This is a genomic window from Halalkalibacterium halodurans (genome assembly GCF_004376175.1).
Lineage (GTDB): Bacteria > Bacillota > Bacilli > Bacillales > Bacillaceae_D > Halalkalibacterium > Halalkalibacterium halodurans.
The window spans coordinates 1-17,425 of record NZ_SNUY01000035.1; the positions used below are offsets into that span (position 1 = coordinate 1).

The 17,425-nt window shown below is 44.8% G+C and carries 17 protein-coding genes; 2 read left to right on the plus strand and 15 right to left on the minus strand.

Annotated features, from left to right (window positions below):
- Positions 1-553: 553 nt before the first annotated feature.
- Positions 554-1,897, minus strand: coding sequence for an MATE family efflux transporter (locus E2L07_RS12145; RefSeq protein ID WP_083445665.1), 1,344 nt, complete (start codon positions 1,895-1,897; stop codon positions 554-556).
- A gap of 80 nt (positions 1,898-1,977) precedes the next feature.
- Here E2L07_RS12145 and E2L07_RS12150 point away from each other — a divergent pair, with 80 nt between their 5' ends.
- On the plus strand, positions 1,978-2,796 hold the full coding sequence (locus E2L07_RS12150; protein WP_053432363.1) for a MerR family transcriptional regulator: 819 nt from the start codon (positions 1,978-1,980) through the stop codon (positions 2,794-2,796).
- Positions 2,797-3,172: 376 nt separating this feature from the next.
- Here E2L07_RS12150 and rpsR read toward each other — a convergent pair whose 3' ends face one another.
- From rpsR to E2L07_RS12180, 6 genes are all read right to left on the minus strand, one after another.
- Positions 3,173-3,406, minus strand: a complete 234-nt coding sequence (rpsR, locus tag E2L07_RS12155) for a 30S ribosomal protein S18 (protein ID WP_010900172.1) — start codon at positions 3,404-3,406, stop codon at positions 3,173-3,175.
- A gap of 81 nt (positions 3,407-3,487) precedes the next feature.
- Complete coding sequence (gene ssb, locus E2L07_RS12160; protein WP_053432362.1) at positions 3,488-3,994, minus strand: single-stranded DNA-binding protein; 507 nt, start codon at positions 3,992-3,994, stop codon at positions 3,488-3,490.
- A gap of 25 nt (positions 3,995-4,019) precedes the next feature.
- The gene (rpsF, locus tag E2L07_RS12165) at positions 4,020-4,307 is read right to left on the minus strand and encodes a 30S ribosomal protein S6 (RefSeq protein WP_010900174.1); all 288 of its coding nucleotides are present in this window, start codon (positions 4,305-4,307) and stop codon (positions 4,020-4,022) included.
- Between the two features lie 273 nt (positions 4,308-4,580).
- A complete protein-coding gene (ychF, locus tag E2L07_RS12170) occupies positions 4,581-5,681 on the minus strand; it encodes a redox-regulated ATPase YchF (protein WP_010900175.1) in 1,101 nt (366 codons plus the stop codon).
- Between the two features lie 207 nt (positions 5,682-5,888).
- Complete coding sequence (locus E2L07_RS12175) at positions 5,889-6,086, minus strand: DUF951 domain-containing protein (protein ID WP_010900176.1); 198 nt, start codon at positions 6,084-6,086, stop codon at positions 5,889-5,891.
- A 95-nt stretch (positions 6,087-6,181) separates the two neighbouring features.
- On the minus strand, positions 6,182-7,207 hold the full coding sequence (locus E2L07_RS12180) for a YkvI family membrane protein (RefSeq protein WP_010900177.1): 1,026 nt from the start codon (positions 7,205-7,207) through the stop codon (positions 6,182-6,184).
- 99 nt (positions 7,208-7,306) lie between these two features.
- On the opposite strand from E2L07_RS12180, the gene yyaC reads away from it, so the two are divergent.
- A complete protein-coding gene (yyaC, locus tag E2L07_RS12185) occupies positions 7,307-7,957 on the plus strand; it encodes a spore protease YyaC (protein WP_134229686.1) in 651 nt (216 codons plus the stop codon).
- Positions 7,958-8,001: 44 nt separating this feature from the next.
- Here yyaC and E2L07_RS12190 read toward each other — a convergent pair whose 3' ends face one another.
- The 8 genes from E2L07_RS12190 to mnmE form a co-directional block, all read right to left on the minus strand.
- Positions 8,002-8,712, minus strand: coding sequence for a DUF554 domain-containing protein (locus tag E2L07_RS12190; protein ID WP_053432360.1), 711 nt, complete (start codon positions 8,710-8,712; stop codon positions 8,002-8,004).
- A 26-nt stretch (positions 8,713-8,738) separates the two neighbouring features.
- Positions 8,739-9,890, minus strand: a complete 1,152-nt coding sequence (locus tag E2L07_RS12195; protein ID WP_134229687.1) for a cysteine desulfurase family protein — start codon at positions 9,888-9,890, stop codon at positions 8,739-8,741.
- Positions 9,891-9,994: 104 nt separating this feature from the next.
- Positions 9,995-10,861 (minus strand): ParB/RepB/Spo0J family partition protein, encoded by an 867-nt coding sequence (locus E2L07_RS12200; RefSeq protein WP_134229688.1) that lies wholly within the window; start codon positions 10,859-10,861, stop codon positions 9,995-9,997.
- On the minus strand, positions 10,854-11,615 hold the full coding sequence (locus E2L07_RS12205) for a ParA family protein (protein ID WP_134229689.1): 762 nt from the start codon (positions 11,613-11,615) through the stop codon (positions 10,854-10,856). Before E2L07_RS12205 ends, E2L07_RS12200 begins: the two co-directional genes overlap by 8 nt.
- 146 nt (positions 11,616-11,761) lie before the next feature.
- Positions 11,762-12,613, minus strand: a complete 852-nt coding sequence (noc, locus tag E2L07_RS12210; protein ID WP_010900183.1) for a nucleoid occlusion protein — start codon at positions 12,611-12,613, stop codon at positions 11,762-11,764.
- A 701-nt stretch (positions 12,614-13,314) separates the two neighbouring features.
- On the minus strand, positions 13,315-14,031 hold the full coding sequence (gene rsmG, locus E2L07_RS12215) for a 16S rRNA (guanine(527)-N(7))-methyltransferase RsmG (RefSeq protein ID WP_010900184.1): 717 nt from the start codon (positions 14,029-14,031) through the stop codon (positions 13,315-13,317).
- Between the two features lie 11 nt (positions 14,032-14,042).
- Positions 14,043-15,941 carry a tRNA uridine-5-carboxymethylaminomethyl(34) synthesis enzyme MnmG gene (gene mnmG, locus E2L07_RS12220; RefSeq protein WP_010900185.1) on the minus strand — a complete coding sequence of 633 codons (1,899 nt, stop codon included), beginning with the start codon at positions 15,939-15,941 and terminating at the stop codon, positions 14,043-14,045.
- 57 nt (positions 15,942-15,998) lie between these two features.
- Positions 15,999-17,375, minus strand: coding sequence for a tRNA uridine-5-carboxymethylaminomethyl(34) synthesis GTPase MnmE (gene mnmE / locus E2L07_RS12225; RefSeq protein WP_010900186.1), 1,377 nt, complete (start codon positions 17,373-17,375; stop codon positions 15,999-16,001).
- Positions 17,376-17,425 lie beyond the last annotated feature (50 nt).

Here is a 17,425-nt window from a genome sequence, read left to right on the forward strand (position 1 = left end):
TTTCTGGAATTGGGTCTATGGTAACCTCAATTATCTACAGAAATCAGGGGGTGGCAATTTTTTTGCTTATAAAGCCCTCTAACATAGGATTTAATAACCTATTTTTATATAAAGTTTTGACAATACGAATTAAAAGTAGGATGTGAATTTATGAGAAATAATATGATATTGCTTATTTCCGGTTCGATACTTCTACAAATCACTTTGTTGGTTAATATAATAATAAGAGAGCTTGCTAATGGACTTTCATCTATAAATCCTGTTCCGTGGTACGCCTATATTGTGCCTGCCCTTTTAATAATGATAAGTCTCATTAGAATTCTTAAGGTTACAGATATATAGACGAATGATGAACGTAGGTATAATCATGATGCGAAGCTGCCTCAAAAATCTACCGATTGAGGCAGCTTCTTTACTGAACCTTTTAGACCCATTGACAAGTTTAACCCTCAACAAGATCAAAACTCTTTGACACGGGCTTTTATCGTTTAACAGCATTTTTTATTTTTTTTGTACAGCTTTTCAACTCCATAGATGTCTAATCGCTACGTTATTAAGCATAATGGTAAACGTTTCGATAATGAGTTAAAAAGATGATACAGACGAGCACAGATAGAATCTCTGCTAATGGAATCGCGAGCCAAATTCCCGTTACTCCTAAAATGGCTGGTAAGATCCATAACGATGCTAAGACAAAGACCAACGTCCGCAAAAATGATATAGCAGCTGAGATTTTTCCGTTTGAGAAGGCGGTAAATACCATGGATGAAAAAATGTTGAACCCCATAAACAGAAAGCTAATGCTAAAAATATTCAATCCTTCAATTGCTATTTTATAAACCGCACTTCCTTCAGGAGCCATAAACTGTATAAAATAAGCACCGAACATCATAGAAATTCCGTACATCGTAACCGACCCTATCACAATAATAAGCAAGCTGTAGTTGAAAACACGCTTCAGTTGAGAACTGTTTTTACTCCCGTAATTATAGCTAATAATCGGAGCCACCCCTGCCGAGTACCCCATGGATATCGAACTTAAAATAAACATGACATACAGCATAATCGTAATAGCTGCTACGCCGTCAACTCCTAAGTGTTTGATCATGAGAAGATTAAAAGCGAACGTTACGACAGAGGAAGCAAGATTCGATACCATTTCCGATGAACCATTTATACAGCTGTTGAGAAGAACCTTCCCATCTACTTTTGGTTTAACAAAATGAAGCCCGCTTTCTTTATTGTAGATAAAATACACGAACCCATAAGCCGCTGGAATAAATATCCCAATAGCTGTTGCAATTCCTGCACCTGCGATCCCCATCTGTAAGAGAACAATAAAGATGTAATCGAGAACAATATTAGCCACTCCTCCTGCAACCGTGATCGTTAGACCTAAATTCGGTTTTCCAGCCGTCACAAAGAAATTTTGAAATAGCATTTGCAGAATCATGAACGGACTCGTGCAAAGAATGATCTTCGCGTAAGTGGACGTAAAGTCAAACAGTTCCTCTGTGGCCCCTGCCCCAAGCAATAGGAGAATCGGTTCCATCAACAGCAATCCAAACACCGTGATCACGAGGCCTAGTACAGCACCGCAAATGACAATAAACGTAAAGTTTACTTTTGCTTCCTCTTCGTTGTTTTCCCCAATTTTTTTTGCAATGATGGCATTCGCACCTGTACCTAGCATTAAAGCAAGGGCGATGATTAATCCATAGATCGGAAAGAATATATTAACGGCCGACAACGCCGTTGCACCGACATAACGGGCAATGAACATACCGTCCACCATTGTATAGATCGACATAAATAACATCAGTGCCATTGTAGGCGCTGCGTATGCTAACAAGGTCAAAAGGTTAAACTTCTTCCCAAGTTGTTTTGACATTTCCATCGCGTGTTTCATCCCCTCGTTTAAGTTAACAATGGTATACTAAGGTGTGGTGTAACACGATAGTCAAGAGGAGAATCTGAATGAACATGAATCCACAAATCCATTTAACAACAGGTCAGTTCGCCAAATTAATGGGCGTTAGCAAGGATACGCTGTTTCATTATGATAAAATTGGCATCTTTTCCCCTGAGATTACAGCCGATAATGGGTATCGATACTATTCTGTTTACCAATCGGATGTTTTGTATGTCATTACCACGCTGAAAGAGTTAGACATGCCCTTAAAGGAAATAAAGACATACCTGGAAAAACGTTCACCAGAAGAATTGGTTCGTCTACTTGAGAAGGAAGCAGACCTACTCACAAAGAAAATCAATCGTCTTCAAAAAATGAAGCAATTGGTTTTAGAGAAATCACGGATTACACAAGAAGCGATGGCGATCGATCCGTCAGCCATCGTTTTTGAGGAAAAAGAGGAGGAGCGTTTGTTCGTAACAAAGGCCAAACCTTTAACAGACGAAAAAAACATTTATGATTCGATTTATCATCACTATCACTGCTTACAAGACAATCACATTGGTGTGACCCACTCGGCAGGATGGATGATCGACACGAACAAGGTATATGCGGAAGATTACTTAAGCTATGATTACCTTTATACAAGGATAAACACATCAGACTATGCTAATTTTACAATTGAGAAAGGGACGTACTTGGTTGCTTACCATTCAGCAGGCTACTCTAGCATCGAACAATCCTATGATCGACTCATCACCTTTGCCAAAGAGCATGACCTCATCTTAAAAGGATTTTTTTATGAGGACATCTTGCTTGATGAGCTGTCCGTGAAAGGCTTTGAGAAGTACTTGATTAAGCTTTTTGTCAGAATAGATACATAGTCGTTCTTAAAAACGTTTCAAGAGGTTCACTATATCAACAAAGGACCACTTTTTCTTCAGTGGAAAGGAATTCACTGGAAAGTAGAGGAGTGATCCTATAACATAAGATTAAAATATCAATTCAAAGTAGAGTCATACGATTAACTTCCTCAAAAGAAGTAGAGTCGCTAACATCACCTGAGGACCTTGAAGATTATTTGACTTTTAAAGTGAAACCTTTATCGTTTAAAGCATTATCGAATAATCAAAGAATTATATAAGAACAATGAATAAAGGAACCTCCGTGTATTTTTTCCCTTTACTGTGCGAAAACATTTATTGTAGAACCCTAAAAAAGCACATCGGAGTCCTTACTCCAATGTGCTTTCCTTTATCATTAGTTGTTGTCAGTAACATATGGTAACAACGCAATTTGACGTGCGCGCTTAATCGCTGTTGTCAATTGACGTTGGTATTTAGCCGATGTGCCTGTTACGCGGCGAGGAAGGATTTTTCCACGCTCAGAGACGAACTTTTTAAGAAGATCAACATCTTTGTAGTCGATTTTCTCGATTTTGTTCACTGTGAAGTAACACACTTTCCGGCGCTTTGGACGACCACGACGTGCCATGAGATCCACTCCTTTCGTTTTTTGTCAGGCGCGGTTGCCTGCGGCATCTATTCGTTCTTCATTTTCCTTCATGGAGAGGGGTTAGAATGGCAAATCATCATCGGAAATATCGATTGGCTTGCCATCATTTGCAAACGGGTCTTCTGCGAAACCACCGGATTGACGTCCGGAGCCACCAGATTGTTGCCCGAAATCATTACCGCCCATTGGGTTGTTAGGGGAGCCGCCACCAAAGTTGTCAACGTTTGATCCCCCTTGGCTTTGTGAGCCGCGCGGTTCAAGGAATTGAACGCTTTCTGCCATGACCTCTGTCACAAAGACTCTGCGGCCTTCATTGTTGTCATAACTGCGCGTTTGAATCCGACCATCAACACCAGCTAGACTTCCCTTTTTCAAATAGTTCGCCACGTTCTCCGCTTGCTTCCGCCAAACGACACAGTTAATGAAATCTGCTTCGCGCTCTCCTTGTTGGTTCGAGAACGGGCGGTTTACAGCAAGTGTAAAGTTTGCTACAGCAACACCGTTTGGCGTGTAGCGCAACTCTGGATCACGTGTCAACCGACCGACTAGGACGACACGATTTAACATGAAGGACCCCTCCCACAATCATTCTTTATTCTTCATCTTTTGTAATCAATACGCGGATAACGTTATCGTTGATCTTGATCAAACGATTGAATTCCGCAATCGCATCAGCATCTGCTTTAACGTTGAGCAATACATAGTATCCTTCACGGAACTTGTTGATCTCATACGCAAGGCGACGCTTCCCCATTTCTTCAACCTTTTCGATTTCTGCACCTTGGTTCGTCAAAACGCCGTTAAAGCGCTCGATGATTTCCTTGTTTGCAGCCTCTTCAAGGTTTGGGGCAATGATGTACATGATTTCGTACTTACGCATTCTTGTCCACCTCCTTTTGGTCTAAACGGCTCCAGTTTAGGAGCAAGGAGCAACCTCTACCAATTGGTATAGTGATTTACTCGCATTATTAGATTATAACAGAACGACTAGTTGAACACAAGAATATTTCCTACAGCTACGCGTTTCGAAGTGTCTCTCTGTTTCGCCTGTAAACAAATTATACCATTTATTCTCCTCTGTGTACAGAACATATATTCGCTTTTTTTTAAAAAATAAAATCCTCGCGTTCAAGCAAGGATTTTACTCTTTTCGTTATACATTAAAGCGGAAGTGGATCACATCGCCATCCTGAACCACATACTCTTTCCCTTCAAGGCGGACCTTTCCGCGCTCTTTTGCTACCGCCATCGAGCCTGCCTCCACAAGGTCGTTATAGGATACCGTTTCAGCACGAATAAAGCCTTTTTCAAAGTCACTATGAATGATACCAGCGGCTTGTGGCGCTTTTGTTCCTTTGCGGAATGTCCATGCACGCACCTCTTGCTCACCGGCTGTGAAGTATGTTTGTAGGCCAAGAAGCGAGTAGGCGGCGCGGATTAATTGATCTAAGCCAGACTCTTGAATCCCTAGTTCTTCTAGGAACATCGCCTTTTCTTCCCCGTCGAGCTCGGCAATCTCTTCTTCAATTTTCGCTGATACGACAATCACTTCACTGTTTTCTTCAGCGGCAAAGGCTTTTACTTTTTGCACAAACGGATTGTCGTCAGGGCTTAAAACGTCATCCTCACTGACATTGGCGACGTACAAAACTGGCTTGCTCGTTAGCAAGTGCAAACCTTTGACGATTTTTTGTTGTTCTTCGGTGAACTCAATGCTGCGTGCAGGCTTTTCGTTTTCAAATGCATCTTTTAGCTTTTCGAGCACTTCCAGCTCTGCAACCGCCTCTTTATCCTTCGTCTTCGCTAGTTTTTGTACGCGGGAAAAGCGTTTGTCTACCGATTCAAGATCCGCTAAGATCAACTCTAAATTAATAACAGAAATATCGCGAATCGGGTCGACGCTTCCTGATACGTGGGTAATGTTCTCATCATCGAAGCAACGCACAACATGAGAAATGGCGTCCACTTGGCGAATGTGAGAAAGGAATTGGTTTCCTAATCCTTCTCCTTTGCTCGCCCCTTCGACAATTCCAGCAATGTCAGTAAATTCAAAGGCTGTCGGGACCGTTTTCTTCGGATTGACGAGCTCGGTCAGCTTTTGCAAACGAGGATCGGGCACTTCCACAATTCCTACGTTCGGGTCAATCGTACAAAATGGATAGTTGGCTGACTCAGCACCAGCCTGTGTAATTGCATTAAACAATGTGGATTTTCCTACGTTCGGTAATCCAACGATACCTGTTGTTAAGGCCATGGAACGGCTCACTTCCTTTATTTAAAAAATTGCTTGATCTCCATATTGACATCCATTCCAATTATAGAGACAACCCTTGAGAAAAACAACTACTTCTACAAGAGATACAATGGGAAACACTTCACTTGAATGTACATCCGGCCAGTATTGATTTCCAACAGTTTTTAAGTGCAAAAAAGGCAATGTCGACTAGTTGTCGAGATTGCCCTAAGATTCTGAAGCGCGCTCCAATACTCGCTTTAGCTTTTTTGTAAATTCCTTTCGAGGGAGGAGGACGCTATGTCCACAGCCGAGACATTTCATTCGGATATCCATTCCCATCCGAATAATCTTCCAGCGATTTTCACCACAAGGGTGCGGCTTTTTCATTTCCACGACATCGTGAAGATCGAATTCCTTTTCCAACTTACGGCCTCCTTTTCTCACGTTTCAACTCTCATAGATGAATAGTATTATACATGATTCGAAAAAGAAAAGGAAAAGAGATTTCCCTTCGTTCCTTATGACCGCTGCACGAGCCTATGGTGAAAAATCGGATAGAGAAGAATCGCTGCAAACACATAAAGATTTAAGATACCGTACAGCGGATACAATACGGCGATAAGCGTAGAAAATCCAAACGTGGTTAATGGCACCATAAAGCCTAGCAAGGTTAACGCAAGGAGCCAGCTTGGCCAATTTAAAACCGCTCCCATTCTTGAAGACAATCCGAAAATCCCAGCTGCCGCCGTCGTGTAAATGGCAAGCCATAATAAGCCCGACATGACGAGAACCATGTAGTATGGGTAATGCTTCATAATGGCAAACAGAGGAATCTCATAGACGACGAGATCACCTGCTACTTGAATGAGAGATTCATTGTATAAAAACGAAATCGCCCCAAGAATGAGGCCACTGCCGATACTCGCCACCCAAATTTCCCCCTGGTGACGAATGCGGTGGCCGACCGCCCCCAACACAGCCACAAGAGGCAAAATATTTAAAGCTGTAAACGTTAGAGCACTTGGCCAATTGCCTTGCTGGGTAAAATCAATCGTAATCGGGAAGCCAAGAAGGGACTGAAAGACGAAAAGGACACCTAACAAACAAAAGATCAAAATTGGAATAATGATCGCGTTCATCGTCGTCATTCCTTCACTTCCGCGTAAAAATAACAAGACCACCATCATCATTAAAATGAACACTCCACCCCAATACGGGATATGAATGACTTCTAAAGTCGCTCCCCCACCAGCGAGCATGACAACAGTCGTTGTAAACAAGTAGAGAAAAATCATACCATCATAAAGCTTTGCCACCTTTTTTCCCATTAAAGCATGCAAAATCGGTATGTAATGGGTGGATTGTTGGTTATAGCTAATCGTCATAATCACAGCACAGCATACCGAGAATAATACGGCAAACAATCCAATAGCCAGTCCACTTTCAGGGCCAAAAAATTGCCAAAGCTCCCGGCCAGAAGCATATCCTGCGCCAATCATAGTTCCGATAATGAGAAACATCCATTTACACCCGTTCACCCACATAGCTCGCTCGCTCCTTACTGTGCTCGTAATAAAAGTTCAACGTATAGAAAGGAAAATATATCCGTATACTGTTACTACTATGGCAAAGGAGCTTGCATTATGAATGGAAACCGATTCTTCTCAAAAAAGCCACCTCCGTTCCGCGTTCATATGGACGACCCACAAGCAAGTGATCAGCTGGTGGAGCAGTTACTCACTCATGTTTCTTCCTATCGGCACCGCGAGCTCGTCATTGTCTGCATCGGCACCGATCGTTCGACTGGAGATGCTCTCGGACCGATTGTCGGGACAGCATTAGCGAAAGAAAGCTTAAACTGCTTTCATGTGTACGGTACGTTAGCCGATCCTGTTCATGCTGTTAATCTAGAAGAAAAACTAAAATTGATTGAAAAAAAGCACCGACGGCCATTTATTATCGCCATCGATGCTTGTCTTGGGAAACTAAGTAGTGTCGGGAAAGTTTCTCTTGCAGCTGGGCCCGTGCAGCCAGGAGCAGCCGTCAATAAAAAGCTCCCAGCAGTAGGAGATGTCCACTTGACAGGGATTGTGAATATCGGTGGTATGATGGAATATTTCGTCCTGCAAAACACAAGACTGCATACTGTCATGCAGTTGGCTGACACGATTTCATCTTCCTTGGTAAAACTAGATCAACAGTTCATCAAGCTAACCGAAAAACAGCGAAAGTCTCAGACAATTCTTCAATCCCTCGGGCTCTCATTTCAAGCTGGCAAAACGGAGAGTCAATAGTGAAACGTAAACGCCTTCCGTATGTGGGAGGTGTTTTCTTTATCCTAAAACGGGAAACCTTTATAGACGAACGTAACAAGGACGGCGACGATGACAAGACTCGGCAATAAATTAGCCACCCTAATGTTGACGACGTTTAACAAATTCAAGCCAATGGCCACGATCATCACTCCACCTGTAGCGCTCATCTCCGTTATAAAGGAGTCCATCAAGGCGGTAGGAACGTATTGATCGATTTGACTCGCAAACAAGGCAATGCTTCCTTGGTACAACACGACAGGGATCGCTGAAAAGAGAACACCGATCCCTAATGTTGAAGTAAAGAGAATCGCTAAAAATCCATCAAGCAAAGCTTTCGTCAATAAAACGGAATGGTCGCCGCGCAAGCCACTATCTAATGCTCCGAGCACAGCCATAGCCCCAACAACATAAATAAGGGTTGTCGTGACAAAGGCCGTTGCGATGGAGCCATCCTTTTTACCACCAACCTTCCTCTCAATCCAGCGCCCAAGGTGGTCTAGCCTTTTTTCAAGATTAAGTATTTCTCCAATGACCCCACCGATAACCAAGCTACAGATGACGATCAGAAATTGTTCCGTCTGAAGGCCCATTTTTACGCCGAGGAGAACGATGGCTAAACCGATCGCCTGCATCACTGTTGTCTTTACTCGCTCGGGAATGTTTTTCACAAGCAACCCAATAAGTGCAGCAATCACAATTGCTGCACCGTTAACCACCGTTCCGATAAGTACCATTTTTGTTTCTCCCCATTTCTTTCTCTTTATGATGTAAAGGCTTGTTGAATATCCATGACTGCTTGTAGTAATTGATCTACTTCCCTTTCTGTATTAAAAGGACCTACACTTGCCCGAATTAAACCAGTGTCAGTCGTCTGTAACGTCTCGTGAGTCATCGGGGCACAGTGGAGACCTGCACGAACTGCAATTTGATAGTGCTCGTCCAAAATAAGGGCAACCTCATGGCTATCGACACCGCTCAATCGAAAGGAAACAACCCCTAATCGTTTGCGAGGTAACGGAGGACCATACACATCCACCTTTTGAGCACCAAGTCCTTTAAGCAGTCGCTCCGTTAGCGCCCATTCATGAGCAAAGATCTGCGCAACTCCGTTATCAAGAACATACTCAATCCCTGCTTTTAACCCCGCAATTCCTGGGGTGTTTAACGTTCCACTTTCATAGCGATCAGGCCATTGGCTTGGCTGATCAATCAACTCCGAGTAGCTTCCAGTTCCACCATAGGAGAGCGGTGTGAGCCCATAATCGTCTGCTACGATGAGCACCCCTGTCCCCTGGGGACCAAGTAAGCCTTTATGACCAGCGCAAGCAAGCATACTAATGCGATCCCGCTTCATATCAATGTCGATGACACCTGCTGTTTGTGAGGCATCAACGATCAATACAATGCCATGAGCTTCGGCCATTTCCCCGATCTTCTCCAATTCAAGATACGCACCTGTGACGTTGGAGCCGTGAGAAAGAACGATCGCCTTTGTTTGATCGGTACAGGCTTGGGCAATCTTTTCCGGGGAAATAATCCCTTCTTCGTCTGGCTGAACGTACGTAATCACTAAGCCCTTTCGCTCACGGAGCTGTTCGAGGGGGCGACGAACAGAGTTATGCTCTAACGCTGTTGACACAACGTGATCACCCTCCTTAAATGGAAAGCCAAATAACGCTTGATTCAGGGCGCCGGTCGCATTTTGATAAAACCAAACATGTTTTTTACTTGGGGCATTAAACAATGTTTTAAGCAATTCCCGTGTTTCATCGATCGTTACCCGAGCTTGGGTTGCTAACCTATGACCGCCACGGCCAGGGTTCGCTCCATATTCGTTGACAGCAGCGACCATCGCTTCCGCCACTTCCTTCGGCTTAGGAAACGACGATGCAGCTTGATCCAAATAAATCATGTGTCGATCCTCCAGACTAGAACTACACTTAGCTTTGATGCTACGCTCGATCGTTTTTCTTCAACTCTCTATAAGTGGAAAAAGAGACGTTGACCAATCAACGCCTACTTCCCTCCTGTTTGCTGTTCTGGGGAGAGCATCTCCAAAATTCGTTCTAAATCGTCATCTGAGAAAAATTCGATTTCAATTTTCCCCTTTTTCTTACCTTTTTTGATCGCAACCGACGTGCCGAAATGGCTGCGTAAGAAGTCTTGGCGCTCTTTTAAAAAAGGGGAAAGCTTCGGCTTTGTCTTTTTCGTTCCACGTGAAACGCGCTCATTCATTTGTTGGACGAGTGCTTCTACTTGCCGAACGCTTAACTTCTCCTCCAATATTTTGTTCAGCACACTGGAGATCTCATTTTTGTTTACTAATCCGAGGAGCGCCCTTCCGTGTCCCATCGATAGCTTTCCTTCTGAAATAAACTCCTGTACGACTTTCGGTAGCTGGAGTAAACGCAAATGATTGGCGATATGAGGGCGACTTTTCCCGAGACGCACAGCCAGCTGCTCTTGTGTCATTTGTAAATGAGTCATGAGCTTTTCATAGGCGTTCGCTTCCTCAATGGGGTTCAAGTCCTCTCGCTGCAAGTTTTCGATCAGCGCCATTTCCATCATTTTTTGATCATCCAATTCCCGGATGACGACAGGGACCTTCACAAGCCCTGCACGCTCTGCTGCACGAAAGCGACGTTCGCCGACGACGATTTCATAACCTTTCACACTGCTTTTTCGCACAACAATCGGTTGCAAGATGCCGTGCTCCTTAATCGAATCAGCTAGCTCCTGAAGGGCTTCCTCCGAGAACGTCTTCCTCGGTTGATAAGGATTTGGGCGAAGCTCTAGAAGCTTGACTTCTTCCACATGTTCTGTCGTTTCATCAACCGCCTCAGGGAAAAATGCATTCAACCCTTTCCCTAAACCTTTACCCATTAGCCACTACCTCCTTCGCAAGGTCGAGATACACTTCTGCCCCACGGGACTTTGCGTCATAGCGGATGATTGGTTCGCCATGGCTCGGCGCTTCGCCTAAACGGATATTTCGAGGAATGATCGTGTCAAATACCTTTTCTCGAAAATATTTTTTCACTTCATCGATGACTTGAATCCCAAGGTTTGTTCTGGCGTCGAGCATTGTCAACAAAACGCCCTCAATAGCAAGATCTGTATTGAGGTGCTTTTGCACGAGTCTCACCGTGTTTAATAACTGACTTAATCCTTCAAGGGCATAATACTCACACTGGACTGGGATTAAAACGGAATCTGAAGCGGTAAGGGCATTGATCGTTAATAGCCCAAGAGAAGGGGGACAATCAATAAAAATAAAGTCGTACTTTCGCCCCACTTGATCTAAGGCTCGCTTTAATCGAACTTCACGAGAGATGGTTGAGACAAGCTCAATTTCTGCACCTGATAGCTGAATCGTGGAAGGAAGGACATCTAAATTCTCCATATTTGTCGTTCGAATGACGTCTTGCGTATCTACATCTTCCACGAGCACATCGTAGATGCATTCATCGATGTCTCCTTTTTCAATTCCGACGCCGCTCGTTGCATTGCCTTGTGGATCTATATCTACTAATAATACCCGTTGACCAAGGTGGGCTAGACAAGCACTTAAATTGACAGCTGTTGTCGTTTTGCCTACCCCTCCTTTTTGGTTTGCGATTGAAATAACTTTTGCCACACTGCCACCAACTTTCCTTCCCTAAACATTAAAACAATTTCGCTCTCTATTTTATCACAACTCGCCATCGTAAAGAGGGGGAAACTATTCCTATCTATTGTCGTTCTATGTATATGAAAAAGTAACCTATCGCAGGCACCGATAGATTACTTCTTTTTCGGAATCCGAATCGTAAATTGGTAGAAATCCTCATGCTCTTCTTCAGCCGTATCCACCTTTAATCCACTTTTCATGACCATATCGACCGACTGCCTGATCGTGTTCATCGCAATTCGCATATCCTTGGAGTATGCTTTGCGTGTCGGCTTTTTCTTAGGCTTTGAAGCCGGTGCGTCTTCCAGCAGCTCCTTTACCCGTTCCTCTGTCTGTTTCACGTTTAAATGCTGCTCGACGATTTCCTCTAACAACTTCGTTTCGAGCGCGTCATCCTTTAACGAGAGAAGGGCGCGCGCATGACGTTCTGAAATTTTTCGTTCCATAATCGCCTGTTGAACCGGTTCGGAGAGATGGAGAAGTCTCAGTTTGTTTGCAATGGTGGACTGCCCTTTACCAAGTCGCTGTGCTAAGCTTTCCTGCGTTAAACCGTGCAGTTCAATCAGCTTTTGGTAAGCAACCGCTTCCTCAACTGCCGTTAATCCTTCCCGCTGCAAGTTCTCAATTAAAGCGACTGAAGCCGTTTGCGAATCGTTAAACTCTTTAATGATGGCTGGGATCGTTTCCCAACCGAGCAACGTTACCGCACGAAAACGACGCTCACCGGCAATAATTTCGTACTTGCCCTCACGCTGACGAACGACAATGGGCTGAATGATCCCATGAGTTCGAATCGTCTGCGCTAACTCTTCAATCCGCTCGTCATCAAAAATCGTTCGCGGTTGAAAGCGATTCGGGACGATTTCCTTGATCGGCAGCTGGTGTACTTCCTCCTGCTTTCCTGTCTCCATTTCTTGATCCTGTTTATCACCGAAGCCAAAGAGGCGTGAAAACGGTTGTTTCATCGCCCTACACCACCTTCTAAACTCCATCTGCGTCTCTTAATGTTGTTCGACATAGATGGAAAAAATCCTTCTTTTTTACCTATGTCCTTTATATCTTTCAAACCAATCCCAGTCAAGAGAAACCTTCTTCTTTTTGCTAGCAACTTTCTTGCTCTACCTGAGTTTTCACTCCGCAACGTTTACGATCAATATGTTATCCACAGCTTCCATCCACAAGTTATCTCCTCAATCACCCGTAGAACTTCTGTCCACATGTGGATGATGATCTGAGACAGCTTTTCAAGTTATTCACAACTTTTCGTACTCTTTAAAGGCCTGATCAAGAAGAGCTTGGGACATCACAGTAAACAAGAGTGGTACTCTTAGTTTTCAGGTGTTTTTATTAGGAGGTTGATTGTTTCAAAAACCACTCGCTTGCCGCGGGCAAGGCTTCAGCTAAGGGGGAAGGGGGACGTAGGACAGTCTTTGATTATCTGAAGGCTCATTTGCGTTTCACTCGACTGTCTGTAAGAGGGCAACGAGACTGTCAGAGAATGAGGGTTTGCCTGCCTTTGTGGCCGTGAACTGACGAAAGGGCACGGTCATAAACGCCCATCAAACAACAGACGAGCCCATGAATCAACAGAAAAAAGGTTCGGATCATCGAAATAAAAATGTCCGAACCTTTTTATTATGTGTTTAGCTAGTTTGGTCCAAGCCCTTTAAGATAATGGTTGTTTATTCGGCGTTCCTGGTTTACGAGGGTATTTTTTCGGTGTGCTGCGCTCTTTCCTTATGATTATGACATGACGTTCACTCTCCTCGATCGGGAGGGTGAACTGTTCATTTTGTATCACGGATCCTCCTAATTTCTTTAGGGCCCCTTGTGCAGCCGTAAGCTCTTCATTAGCCCCGGCGCCTTTCATCGCAACAAAGGTTCCTTCTACCTTCGCAAGCGGAAGACAAAGCTCACTCAACACAGGCAAGCGAGCAACTGCACGGGCGAGGACGAGATCATACTGTTCGCGATGTTCTTTTTTCTGAGCAAAGGTTTCCGCCCGATCATGGTAAAACGCCGTTCCCTTCAGCCCTAACGTCTCACTTAAATGCTCGAGAAATCCGATTCGTTTTTTTAATGAATCGACGATCGTTACCCGAAGCTCAGGGAACACAATTTTAAGTGGAATGCTCGGAAATCCTGCCCCAGCCCCCACATCAACGACAGTAGCCACTTTCGTAAAATCAACGTAAAATGCTGCGGTTAACGAGTCGTAAAAATGCTTTAAATACACACCCTCTTTATCGGTAATCGCCGTCAAATTCATTTTTTCGTTCCATTCGACGAGGGTATGGTAATAGTGCTCAAATTGGTCAAGCTGGGCTTGAGAAAGGGAGAATCCTCGCTCCTCCAGCCGTTGTCGAAACTCTGTTATTTCCATGTCAGCCCCCGTTATACTGTTTTTTTCCCGAGCTTGGCGAGACGACCTTGCTCTAAGTATACGAGTAAAATTGAAATGTCCGATGGATTGACCCCTGACACACGTGATGCTTGCCCGACAGAGAGAGGGCGAACTTCGCTTAGCTTTTGTTTCGCTTCCGTCGCTAGGCCATTAATCGCATCGTAATCCAAGTCTTCTGGAATCTTTTTATCGTTCATTTTCTTTGCCCGCTCTACTTGCTGGAGCATTTTCGAAATGTACCCTTCGTACTTAATTTGGATCTCCACTTGCTCCGCTACATCGGCGCTCAATTCTTGTTCAGGTGCTGGAATCACCTTTGCTACATGCTCATACGTCACTTCCGGTCGCTTGAGGAACACATTGGCTTGCACCGCTTCCTTCAATGGCGCTGAGCCCACTTCTTCAAGGAGAGCATTGACTTCTTTTGACGGCTTCACTGTAATCGATTCTAGGCGTTTCTTTTCCGCAGCAATTTGTGCTTTTTTCTCGCAGAATCGTTCATAGCGCTCCCTTGCAATTAATCCGATCTCATAGCCTTTTTCCGTTAACCGTAAATCGGCATTGTCATGACGGAGCAAGAGGCGATATTCAGCCCTTGATGTGAGCAAGCGGTACGGCTCATTCGTCCCTTTTGTGACGAGATCATCAATCAATACGCCAATGTAAGCTTCTGAACGGTCTAAAATGAGCCCGTCTTTGCCTTGGACGCGCAGTGCTGCATTAATACCAGCCATAATCCCTTGACCGGCTGCTTCCTCATAGCCTGACGTTCCATTGATTTGACCTGCAGTAAACAAGCCTGGAACTTTCTTTGTTTCTAATGTTGGCCAGAGCTGAGTTGGCACGATCGCATCGTATTCAATCGCATACCCTGGCCGCATCATACGCGCTTTTTCCAAGCCTGGGATCGACTTAAGTACGTCTAGCTGTACGTCCTCCGGCAAGCTCGTTGACAAGCCTTGGACATACACTTCTGACGTATGACGTCCTTCCGGCTCTAGGAAAATTTGATGGCGTGGCTTATCATTAAAGCGAACGATTTTATCCTCAATCGACGGGCAATACCGTGGCCCTGTCCCTTCAATCATCCCAGAGTACATCGGTGAACGTCCTAAGTTATCGTTAATGATTTGATGGGTTTTATCGCCTGTATACGTTAACCAGCATGGAAGTTGATCGGTAATGTATTTCGTCGTCTCGTATGAAAATGCCCGCGGCACCTCATCCCCTGGCTGGATTTCCGTTTTGTCATAGTCGATTGTTTCACCGTTTACGCGAGGCGGGGTTCCTGTTTTAAAGCGAACCATCTCAAATCCTAACTCTTGTAAGTGGTAGGACAAATTGATGGAAGGCTGCATGTTGTTCGGCCCACTCTCATAGGCGAGGTCACCGATAATGATTTTCCCGCGCAAATAGGTCCCTGTCGTCACAACGACTGCCTTGGCTCGGTATTCAGCCCCTGTGTTCGTAATGACACCACGGCATTCCCCATCCTCAATGATGAGGCGCTCCACCATACCTTGACGAAGGAGTAAATTCTCCTCCTCTTCAATTGTTTTTTTCATCTCATGTTGATATAAAAATTTATCCGCTTGGGCGCGCAATGCTCGCACAGCTGGACCTTTCCCTGTGTTTAACATCCGCATTTGGATGTGGGTTTTGTCAATGTTGCGCGCCATCTCTCCACCGAGGGCGTCTATTTCCCGAACGACGATCCCTTTCGCCGGTCCCCCAACAGACGGATTACACGGCATGAACGCGACGGCATCGAGGTTAAGGGTAAGCATCAGCGTATTCGCTCCCATCCGTGCAGCAGCGAGGCCTGCTTCGACCCCTGCATGCCCTGCACCGACGACAATGACGTCAAATTCGCCACCTTGATAAGACATGGACTGTACCTCCTTTTCCTTTTAAACACTTCATTCAAAGCTCTCTAAGAGCACTATTTACTTTCCGAGACAAAATTGTGAGAACAACTGGTCGATTAAGCTTTCATGGACGCTGTCTCCGATAATTTCTCCTAGCAGCTCCCATGCACGCGTAATATCGATTTGGACCATGTCGATTGGCACGTCCATCTCAATCGCCTCTAGCGCATCTTCTACTGCTCGCTTCGCTTGCTCTAGCAATGCAATGTGTCGCGAATTGGAAACATACGTGACATCACCGCTCTCGATGCCGCTCTCAAAAAAGAGGGACGCGATCGCTGCTTCTAATTCGTCAATTCCTTGATCTTGGACGATCGAGGTCGTAATGACAGGGCGCCCTGCCGCAAGCTCGCGGACCCTCGTTAAATCAATTTTTTGCTCCACGTCGGTTTTGTTCACGATGACGATCGCTTCCATTCCAGATATAGCCTCAAATAGAGCTTCATCTTCTTTCGACAACTCTTCGCCGAAATTAAGGACGAGTAAAATTAGTTCCGCTTCCTTCAATACTTCACGTGAACGCTCCACACCGATTCGCTCAACGATGTCTTCCGTTTCTCGAATCCCGGCTGTATCCACAAGTCTTAACGGGACGCCGCGCACATTCACGTACTCTTCAATGACATCACGAGTCGTCCCTGGTATATCGGTGACGATCGCCTTATTTTCGTGAACTAGGCTATTCAGCAGGGAGGATTTCCCTACATTCGGCCGACCGATAATGACTGTTGACAGCCCTTCACGTAATATCTTCCCCTGCTGCGCCGTCATCAACAGCTTGTCAATTTCCTTTCTTACAAACTGAGCCCGGTCTTTTAACATATCTAGCGTCATCGTTTCCGCATCATATTCAGGATAGTCGATGTTTACCTCTACGTGCGCAACGGTTTCTAGTAACGCTTGGCGCAGCGATGAAATTTTCGTTGATAGTCGTCCCTCGACTTGCTTTAAGGCGACATTCATGGCTCGATCGGTTTTCGCACGAATTAAATCGATAACTCCTTCAGCTTGTGACAAGTCAATCCGCCCATTTAAAAACGCTCGTTTCGTAAATTCGCCTGGCTCTGCAAGTCGTGCCCCGTGGTTTAACACGAGCTGCAGGACACGGTTTACCGATACGAGACCACCGTGACAATTGATTTCGATAACATCTTCCCGTGTAAACGTCCTTGGTGCCCTAAGGACAGAGACCATCACTTCATCAATGATTTCGTCCGTTTTTGGATCGACGATATGCCCATAAACAATCGTATGGGACGGAACTTCCTGAAGCGGTTTTTTCCCTCGGTAAACCCGATCAGCTAATTGTACAGCCTCATCACCGCTCAGCCGGACAATTCCAATCGCTCCTTCACCAAGAGCCGTTGAAATGGCAGCGATTGTATCAAATTCCATTTCGGCTCACCTCTCTTTCTTTACAGTGTTTACCGATCTATTCGAAAGCA

What these genes read in the sequence shown, in the direction of transcription:
- E2L07_RS12145 (WP_083445665.1), bottom strand. Translation starts at nt 1,897, where the DNA reads ATGGAAATGTCAAAACAACTTGGGAAGAAGTTTAACCTTTTGACCTTG.
- E2L07_RS12150 (WP_053432363.1), top strand. Translation starts at nt 1,978, where the DNA reads ATGAACATGAATCCACAAATCCATTTAACAACAGGTCAGTTCGCCAAA.
- rpsR (WP_010900172.1), bottom strand. Translation starts at nt 3,406, where the DNA reads ATGGCACGTCGTGGTCGTCCAAAGCGCCGGAAAGTGTGTTACTTCACA.
- ssb (WP_053432362.1), bottom strand. Translation starts at nt 3,994, where the DNA reads ATGTTAAATCGTGTCGTCCTAGTCGGTCGGTTGACACGTGATCCAGAG.
- rpsF (WP_010900174.1), bottom strand. Translation starts at nt 4,307, where the DNA reads ATGCGTAAGTACGAAATCATGTACATCATTGCCCCAAACCTTGAAGAG.
- ychF (WP_010900175.1), bottom strand. Translation starts at nt 5,681, where the DNA reads ATGGCCTTAACAACAGGTATCGTTGGATTACCGAACGTAGGAAAATCC.
- E2L07_RS12180 (WP_010900177.1), bottom strand. Translation starts at nt 7,207, where the DNA reads ATGTGGGTGAACGGGTGTAAATGGATGTTTCTCATTATCGGAACTATG.
- yyaC (WP_134229686.1), top strand. Translation starts at nt 7,307, where the DNA reads ATGAATGGAAACCGATTCTTCTCAAAAAAGCCACCTCCGTTCCGCGTT.
- E2L07_RS12190 (WP_053432360.1), bottom strand. Translation starts at nt 8,712, where the DNA reads ATGGTACTTATCGGAACGGTGGTTAACGGTGCAGCAATTGTGATTGCT.
- E2L07_RS12195 (WP_134229687.1), bottom strand. Translation starts at nt 9,890, where the DNA reads ATGATTTATTTGGATCAAGCTGCATCGTCGTTTCCTAAGCCGAAGGAA.
- E2L07_RS12200 (WP_134229688.1), bottom strand. Translation starts at nt 10,861, where the DNA reads ATGGGTAAAGGTTTAGGGAAAGGGTTGAATGCATTTTTCCCTGAGGCG.
- noc (WP_010900183.1), bottom strand. Translation starts at nt 12,613, where the DNA reads ATGAAACAACCGTTTTCACGCCTCTTTGGCTTCGGTGATAAACAGGAT.
- rsmG (WP_010900184.1), bottom strand. Translation starts at nt 14,031, where the DNA reads ATGGAAATAACAGAGTTTCGACAACGGCTGGAGGAGCGAGGATTCTCC.
- mnmG (WP_010900185.1), bottom strand. Translation starts at nt 15,941, where the DNA reads ATGTCTTATCAAGGTGGCGAATTTGACGTCATTGTCGTCGGTGCAGGG.
- mnmE (WP_010900186.1), bottom strand. Translation starts at nt 17,375, where the DNA reads ATGGAATTTGATACAATCGCTGCCATTTCAACGGCTCTTGGTGAAGGA.